Raw genomic sequence first — 8,142 nt, 5'->3', positions numbered from 1 at the left:
ATCCTATATCCTGTCCATCGACAATGGAACGCAGAGCGTGCGCGCCTTGCTGTTCGACCTGCACGGCAACCTCGCCGCCAAGACGCAAGTCCACCTGGAGCCTTACTACTCCGATCACCCTGGCTGGGCCGAGCACAAGGCCGAAGGCTACTGGCAGGCGGTGTGCCTGGCCTGCCAGCGCCTATGGGCCACCACCAGCATCAGCAGATCGCAGGTGAAAGGCGTGGCCGTGACCACGCAGCGCGGCACGGTGGTCAACGTGGACAGCGAAGGCAAGCCGCTGCGTGCGGCCATCACCTGGCTGGACCAGCGCCGCACCGAGCAGGTGCCGCCGCTGGGCGGCTTATGGAAAGCCGCGTTCAAGGTGGCGGGCGTGGACGGCACTATCGATTATTTCCGCCGCGAGGCCGAGATCAACTGGATCAAGGCCCATCAGCCGGATGTGTGGAATCGCACGGGCAAGTTCCTGCTGCTGTCCGGCTATCTGAATTACTGCCTGAGCGGGCGTTATGCCGATTCGACCGGATCGCAAGTGGCTTACGTCCCGTTCGATTACAAGCGCCACAAATGGGCCGGTGCGCGCGACTGGAAATGGCAGGCGCTGGCGATTCGCCCCGACATGCTGCCGGAGCTGGTGGAGCCGGGTACTGTGATCGGCGTGATCACCCAGCAGGCATCCGACGAAACAGGCATCCCGCAAGGTTTGCCCCTGGTGGCTGCGGCGGCCGACAAGGCCTGCGAAGTGATTGGCGCAGGTTGCCTGGAGCCGCACATTGGTTGCCTGAGCTACGGCACCACGGCCACCATCAACACCACCAGCAAGAAGTATGTGGAAGTCACGCCCTTCATTCCGCCTTATCCGGCGGCGATTCCGGGCGCCTACAGCACCGAAGTACAGATCTTCCGCGGCTACTGGATGGTCAACTGGTTCAAGGAGCAGTTCGGCGACCGCGAGCAGGCCGTGGCGACGGAGCGTGGCATGGCGCCGGAAGCGCTGTTCGACAGCCTGGTGAATGCGGTGCCGCCAGGTTCCATGGGCCTGATGCTGCAGCCATACTGGAGTCCAGGCATCAAGGTGCCGGGACCGGAAGCGAAGGGCGCCATGATCGGTTTCGGCGATGTGCACACGCGCGCCCATATGTACCGCGCGATCCTGGAAGGCCTGGCTTACGCTCTGAGAGAAGGCAAGGAGCGCATCGAAAAACGCAGCGGCGTGCCAATCACCGAGCTGCGCGTGGCGGGCGGCGGCTCGCAAAGCGATGCAGCCATGCAGCTGACGGCCGATATCTTCGGCCTGCCTGCGGCGCGTGCGCACATCTACGAAACGTCGGGATTGGGTGCTGCGATTGCGGTCGCGGCGGGCCTCGGCTTGCACGGCAGCTTCCGCGAAGCGATCAGCGCGATGACACGGCCGGGCCGCGTGTTCCAGCCCGATCCTGCGCATCGCAAGACTTATGAGCAGCTGTACAAGCGGGTCTACCTGAAAATGTACAAGCGGCTGCAGCCGATGTACCAGGAAATCGCTGCGATCACAGGCTATCCGGAAGCGCTTTAGCGGTTGGCGACGGTCTTGATGGCGTCGAGGGCTGCACCACCGGGGCGGGTGGCGCGGACCTGATTGCGTCCGCTTTCCTTGGCCACGTACATGGCGCGGTCGGCGGCGACAAACAGGGCCTCGATATTATCGGTCGGGGTGGGGTGCAGCGTGGTCACGCCGATGCTGACCGTAATCCACGGCGAGGTTGGCGATTTCGGATGCGGCAGCTGCAGCGATTCGATATGCGCGCGAATCGACTCCGCCAGCAAGTAGGCCGAATCCGCTTCCGTCTCCGCGAACAGCAGCACGAATTCTTCGCCGCCGTAGCGCGCAGCGAGATCGGTGACGCGCAGGGCGTGGGTGCTGATGGCTTGCGCGACCTGCTGCAGGCAGACGTCGCCCTGAGCATGGCCCAGGGTGTCGTTATAGAGCTTGAAGTGGTCCACGTCCAGCACCACCAGCGACAGTGCGGCGCCGTTGCGCATGGCGCGCTGCCATTCCTTTTCCAGGAAGGTATCGAAGTGGCGGCGGTTGGCGATCTTGGTCAGCGGGTCGACCATCGCCGCGCGCTGCAGCGCATCTTCGGACAGCTTGTGGTGGGTGATGTCGTGCAGCAGGCCGATGAACAGCGGCTGGCGCAGGAACATCGGCGTCAGCGTCAGGTCCATGCACACGGACTTGCCGGTGCGGTGGCGGATGATCACTTCGCGCGTGCCGTGGCTATGCGCCGTATCCGGCGAGGCAGTGTAGCGCGAGAAGTATTCCAGGTATTCCTGCGCCACCAGAGGATTCAGCAGGTCGGAAATCGATTTGCCCGCCAGCTCGTTGGTCATATAACCCAGATAGCCGTCGCAAGCCGGATTGGTGAACTGAATGCGTCCATCCGGCTCGATGATCATCAAGCCTTCGGCCATATTGTTGACGATGGTGCGCAGGCGTTCCGCCTGTTCCTGCTGGCTCTCGGTAGCGAAGCGGATCTGCAGCTGGGTGCGCACACGTGCGCACACTTCGGCCATGCGCAGCGGCTTGCTGATGTAATCGACGGCGCCGAGATCGAAACCGGCGACGACATCGTCCTGTCCATTGCGGGCGCTCATGAACAGAACGGGAATATTTTGGGTAGCGGCGTTGGCCTTCAGCTGGCGGCAGGTTTCGAAGCCGTCCATGCCGGGCATGATCACATCCAGCAGGATCAGGTCGGGGTGCACGCGGCGCGCAATTTCCAGGGCGCGTTCGCCCGAATTGGCCACGAAGGTCTGGTAACCCTGTTCGACCATCAGCTTCCGCAGAACACTCAGGTTATCCGGCGCGTCATCGACGATGAGGATCGCGGCGTCTCGCCGCGTCGTAAAGCTGGTACCGCCTGGAATCATGCTGGCCTAAAGTCCGTGGTGACTGTCTGGCCAAATCATACCGGCTAGCCAACAAGAATTGTAAAAAATCATGCTAAGTTTTGCCGAAATAAGACGCGGAAACGCTGTCTGTTCAACAAACTTGGCAATTATCTAACGGAATTCTGTGACAATTGGTGTTAATTGCCGACGGGAAATCCCGTCGGCATTGTGACGATTATTTACAGACGAGCCTTGATCAGTTTGCCCAGGATTTCGATGCCCTGGCGAATACGCTCCGGCGGCACGGTCACGAAGGACAGGCGCAGGGTGTTGGTTTCCGGCTCGTTGGCGTAGAACGGCGAGCCTGGCACGAAGGCGACCTTTTGCTTGATGGCTTCGTCCAGCAGTTCCATGGCGTTGATGTGCTTTGGCAGATCAACCCAGATGAACATGCCGCCTTCCGGCTTGGTCCAGGTGGCGGAGGCAGGGAAGTGTTCGGCCATCGCATCCAGCATGGCCTGGCACTGGTTGCCGTACAGTTCGCGGATGGTCGGAATGTGCTGGTCCAGGAAGCCATCCTTCACCACTTCATGCACCACCATCTGGGTCAGCTGGGCGGTGTGCAGGTCGGCGGCTTGCTTGGCCAGTTCCAGGCGGCGCACCATCGGCTTCGGCGCCACGACGTAACCCAGGCGGATGCCAGGGGTCAGCACTTTGGAGAAGGAACCCATGTAGATCACGCCATCCGGATTCATGGCGACCATTTTCGGGCTAGGCTGGCCTTTGTAGCTCAGGGCGCCGTAAGGATCGTCTTCGATCAGCGGCAGGTTCAGGCGGGCGCAGGTTTCCACCAGTTCCTGGCGGCGCTCGACGGACAGCGAACGGCCGGTCGGGTTCTGGAAGTTCGGCAACGCGTACAGCAGGCGCGCGCCGGCGGCGATGCGGTCCAGCGAGGACGGCACCAGGCCATGTTCGTCGGTGTCCACCGACACGAATTCAGGACGATACACGGAGAAGGCTTGCAGCGCGCCCAGGTAGGACGGGGTCTCCACCAGCACTTTGCTGCCTTCGTCGATCAGCACTTTGCCAATTAGGTCCAGCGCCTGCTGGGAGCCGGACACCATCAGCACTTGTTCCGGCGAGATCTGTGCGCCGTTTTGCGACACCGAGTCCGCGATCCACTGGCGCAGCGGCATGTAGCCGTCGGTCGGACCGTACTGCAGGGCAGTTTTGCCGGCGGTGGACAGCACTTTGTCGAACGCTTTCTGCATGACTTCGACCGGGAAGGTGGCTGGCGATGGCAGGCCGCCGGCGAAGGAGATGATCTCAGGCTGCTGGGTCACCTTCAGGATTTCGCGGATGAAGGAGCTTTGCATCTGCATCGCACGCTCGGAGAAGTGCCACTGCAGCGGGTTCGGTGTCTCGATTTTCATAAATATTCTCGGTAAGGGAGGGCGCCGAAGCGCCTTCCGGCAATCTGTAAACTATTTAGGCGATTTCGGCGATCAGTTCGATCTCAACGCAGGCGCCGCGCGGGATCTGGGCCACACCGAAGGCGGAGCGGGCGTGCTTGCCGGCGTCGCCGAACACTTCGCCCAGCAGCTCGGAGCAGCCGTTGGTGACCAGGTGCTGTTCCGTGAAGTCCGGCGTGGAGTTCACCAGGCTCATGACCTTGACGATGCGCTTCACGCGGGTCAGGTCGCCGCCGCAGGCTTCCTGCAGGGTGCCCATCAGGTCGATGGCGATGGCGCGTGCGGCTTTCTGGCCTTCGGCGGTGTCGATGTTCTTGCCCAGTTGGCCAACCCATGGGTTACCGTCCGGCTTCTTGGCGATGTGGCCGGAGATGAACACCAGGTTACCGGTCTGCACGTACATAACGTAGGCAGCAACAGGAGCGGCCGGAGGAGCCAGGGTGATATCGAGCGACTTCAGTTTTTCGTAGACGGACATGGTTTTTCCCGGGTAAAAATGGTTCGGTAAGACCGCTATTGTACTCTGGGGCCTTCCGAATAAGCGACGGTCAACGGGCTACTTTGAAGCGTTTTCCTGCGCTGACAGTGGCAATAACGGCGAGAGCGAACAAAATATGCTCGGTTTGCAGCTTTTCGTTCAGCACCAGCGCGGCGCCCAGCAGGGACAGGAAAGGCTGCACCAGCTGCACTTGTCCCACCCGTGAAACGCCGCCCAGCGCCATGCCGCGGTACCAGAAGAAGAATCCGATAAACATGGAGAACACGCAGGTGTAGGCGAAGCCGCCCCAGGCTTGCACGCTCGCGCCGCCGAGCTGCAGGGCGTGGGTCCAGGCCTGCCAGGTCGCGATTGGCAACGCTACCGGCAGCGACAGCACGAGTCCCCAGGCGATGACCTGTTCGCCGCCCATTTGCTGCGACAGCCGGCCGCCTTCCGCGTAGCCCGCGCCGGCGCACAGCACGGCGGCGAAGATGGCCAGGTCGGCGGCGTGCAGCGTGCCGCCGCTCTGGCGTAGCGCGAATGCGGCCACCAGCGCGCTGCCCAGCAGGGCCGTCATCCAGAAGCCCATGGACGGCCGTTCATGTCCGCGCAGGGCGGACATCAGTGCCGTGGCCAGCGGCAGCACGCCAACCAGCACCGCGCCGTGCGAAGCGGGCAGGGTGCGCATGGCGATGGATGTCAGCAGCGGAAAGCCGATGACGCAGCCGGCGCCGGCCATCAGCAGGGGCGGGATCTGCTTTTGCGTCGGCAGCGGCGCACGCTTCCACAGCAGCCAGCAGGCCGACAGCAATGCCGCCACCACGGCGCGGCCCATCACCACAAAAACAGGATCGAGATCGGCGACGGCCATCCGCGTGAACGGCAGCGTGAGACTGAAGATCGCCACGCCGGCCAGACCCAGCAACATCCCCCGCGTCTCCGCACCGCCGCCCTCCACGACGCTGCCCGGCCCGGTGTGCAGGTTGTCTGCCGCTTCGTGTGGCGCACTGCCGCTGGCCGCGCACATGGACAAGTCGCGTTGGCCCGTCGGGTAGTCTGTACTGTGGGCGCTCATCGCAACTGCTCCTCGCCCAGCACGCGGCGCAATTGTTCGGCTTCGAGGTTGGCGCCGGTCAGCGGCAGGCCGAGCTTCTTGCCCTTGACGCGCGGGTCGTTCCTGAGCTGCATGGCCGCCGCCAGCGCCGCGGCGCCGGCGCCTTCCGCGACATTGTGCGTCGCGTAGTAATACAGACGAATGGCGCGTGCGATTTCGTCGTCGCTGACCGCAACCACATCGTCCGCATATTGCAGCACGAACGGCAGCGACGCCGGATCAGGCGTGCGGCACGCCATGCCGTCCGCGATCGCCGTATCCACCGCAGCGCTGACCGGCTCGCCGGCGCGGAACGACAGCTGATAGCCCGGCGCACCGGCCGACACCACGCCAATCACGCGCGTGTTCAAGCCCAGCGCCCCGCGTGCTGCGATGGCCGCGCAAAAGCCGGAGCCCTGTCCGATCGGCACGAACACCGTGTCGATATCCGGCCGTGCGCGCAGCAGCTCCAGCCAATAGGTGGCGACGCCAGCGACGAGGTCTTCGTGGCATGGCGGCACCATATGCAGTCCATCACGCTCCGCCAGCATCACGGCATGCTCGCGGCTGGCCTGAAAATCATCGCCGTGTTCGACGATATTTGCGCCAAGTGAGCGCATCATGGCCGTCTTCTCCGCGCCATTCCCGTGCGGGAAAACGATGGTCGCCTTCAATCCATTGCGCTGTGCCGCAAACGCCGTCGACACGCCATGGTTGCCGCGCGTAGCGGTAATCACGCCCGGCGTGTCCGGTGAACGCTGCAACAGCTTGCGCATGTAGACCAGGCCTCCGCGCGCCTTGAAGGCCGCGGTCGGCGTATGGTTTTCGTGCTTGATCCAGGCTTGCGTGCCCAGCGCCTCATTCAACAAGGCCCAGGAGATCTGTGGCGTAGGCGGCATGACCGAGTAGACGATGTCGGCGGCATGGGCAATCTCAATGGCGCTTGGAAGCTTCATGATCGTGTGCTGGAAAAAGTGGATCGATGGGTGTATCGTAGGATAAATGACCAGTACAGAACCAGTACACTTTCGACGATAATCCTACGCACTGTGACGGTAAAATGACCGATACACTCATTTCTTCGGCCCCGGCCCGGGCGCCGCGTGGCTCTGCGCCGATGGCGTTGCTGTCGCGCGAATCCGGCGAATCGCTGATCGACCAGATCGTGCGCTCGGTCGCCGCACGCATTGACGACCGTGTCCTGCGCAGCGGCGCGCGCATGCCCTCGATCCGCCAGTTCGCCGCCACGCATGGCGTGTCTGCCTTCACCGTGGTCGCCGCCTACGACAAGCTGGTGGCGCACGGCTATCTCGAATCGCGGCGCGGCGCAGGTTTCTACATCCGCGAGCGAACGGCATTGAACGCGCCCGAGCAGCGCAGCCAGGCGCCGTTCCCGGACGGGCATACGCTTGACGTGGTCTGGCTGGTCCGCAATATGTTCCGCCCGATGGCGCACCAGCACACTCCCGGTACAGGCGTACTGCCGGCGGACTGGCTGGATGGCCCGGTGATCGCCAACGCGCTGCGCGCCATCAGCCGGCAGCACGCGGGACTGCTGCTCAATTACGGCGTGCCGCAAGGCTTCCTGCCGCTGCGCCAGCAGCTGCAGCACAAACTGGCCGAGCTGGAAATCGCCGCCACGCCCGAACAGCTGGTGACCACCGCCGGCGTGACGCRGGCGCTGGACATGGTGGCGCGCGAATTCACGCGGCCCGGCGACACGATCTTTGTCGACGATCCGGCATGGTTTCTGATGTTCGGTTCCTTCGCCGCGCTGGGTGCGAAAGTGGTCGGCATTCCGCGCCTGGCCGATGGTCCCGATATCGCCCAGYTGGCGGAACTGGCGGCGATCCACAAGCCGCGCCTGTACGTGATCAACTCCGTGCTGCACAACCCCAGTTCGACGTCGCTGTCCGCCGCCAAAGCCTTCCAGATTCTGCGCATTGCAGAAGAACACGGCATCACCATCGTGGAGGACGATATCTACTGCGACCTGCATCCGGGCAGCGCAGTGCAGCCCGCAACGCGTCTGGCCGCGCTGGACCAGTTGCAGCGGGTGATCTATCTCGGTGGTTTCTCGAAGACGATGGCAGCCAATCTGCGGGTCGGCTACATCGCCACCTCGCCCGAGCTGGCGCAGCGTCTGGCCGACCGCAAGATGCTGCAAACCCTGACCACCAGCGATATCGGCGAGCGGGTGGTGTACAAGATTCTGTCGGAAGGACTGT

7 protein-coding genes are annotated in these 8,142 nt (G+C 63.3%); 2 read left to right on the top strand and 5 right to left on the bottom strand.

The genetic code is table 11. The annotated features are described in order from the left end of the window. Positions 1–7: 7 nt before the first annotated feature. Positions 8–1,555 (top strand): FGGY-family carbohydrate kinase, encoded by a 1,548-nt coding sequence (locus AB4Z11_RS15415; protein ID WP_442026128.1) that lies wholly within the window; start codon positions 8–10, stop codon positions 1,553–1,555. Here the strand turns inward: AB4Z11_RS15415 and AB4Z11_RS15410 are convergent. The 5 genes from AB4Z11_RS15410 to AB4Z11_RS15390 form a co-directional block, all read right to left on the bottom strand. Continuing rightward, positions 1,552–2,910, bottom strand: coding sequence for a diguanylate cyclase domain-containing protein (locus AB4Z11_RS15410; RefSeq protein ID WP_442026126.1), 1,359 nt, complete (start codon positions 2,908–2,910; stop codon positions 1,552–1,554). The genes AB4Z11_RS15415 and AB4Z11_RS15410 overlap by 4 nt on opposite strands. Before the next feature lie 200 nt (positions 2,911–3,110). Further along, the gene (locus AB4Z11_RS15405; RefSeq protein WP_442026125.1) at positions 3,111–4,304 is read right to left on the bottom strand and encodes an aminotransferase-like domain-containing protein; all 1,194 of its coding nucleotides are present in this window, start codon (positions 4,302–4,304) and stop codon (positions 3,111–3,113) included. Between the two features lie 55 nt (positions 4,305–4,359). Continuing rightward, entirely contained in the window at positions 4,360–4,821 is a 462-nt protein-coding gene (locus AB4Z11_RS15400; protein WP_442026124.1) for a RidA family protein, read from the bottom strand. A 70-nt stretch (positions 4,822–4,891) separates the two neighbouring features. Further along, a complete protein-coding gene (locus AB4Z11_RS15395) occupies positions 4,892–5,749 on the bottom strand; it encodes a DMT family transporter (RefSeq protein ID WP_442026127.1) in 858 nt (285 codons plus the stop codon). A gap of 143 nt (positions 5,750–5,892) precedes the next feature. Continuing rightward, complete coding sequence (locus AB4Z11_RS15390) at positions 5,893–6,870, bottom strand: threonine dehydratase (RefSeq protein WP_442026123.1); 978 nt, start codon at positions 6,868–6,870, stop codon at positions 5,893–5,895. Positions 6,871–6,974: 104 nt separating this feature from the next. Between AB4Z11_RS15390 and AB4Z11_RS15385 the strand changes: the two genes are divergently transcribed. Continuing rightward, positions 6,975–8,142 (top strand): aminotransferase-like domain-containing protein (locus tag AB4Z11_RS15385; protein ID WP_442026122.1); only part of this gene is annotated, 1,168 nt, incomplete at its 3' end.

Source organism: Pseudoduganella sp. RAF53_2 (assembly GCF_052113985.1).
In the GTDB taxonomy this organism is placed as follows: Bacteria; Pseudomonadota; Gammaproteobacteria; order Burkholderiales; family Burkholderiaceae_D; genus Rugamonas.
The sequence above is the reverse complement of the archived record's forward strand: the minus strand, read 5'-3'. Positions and strand labels throughout refer to the sequence as shown.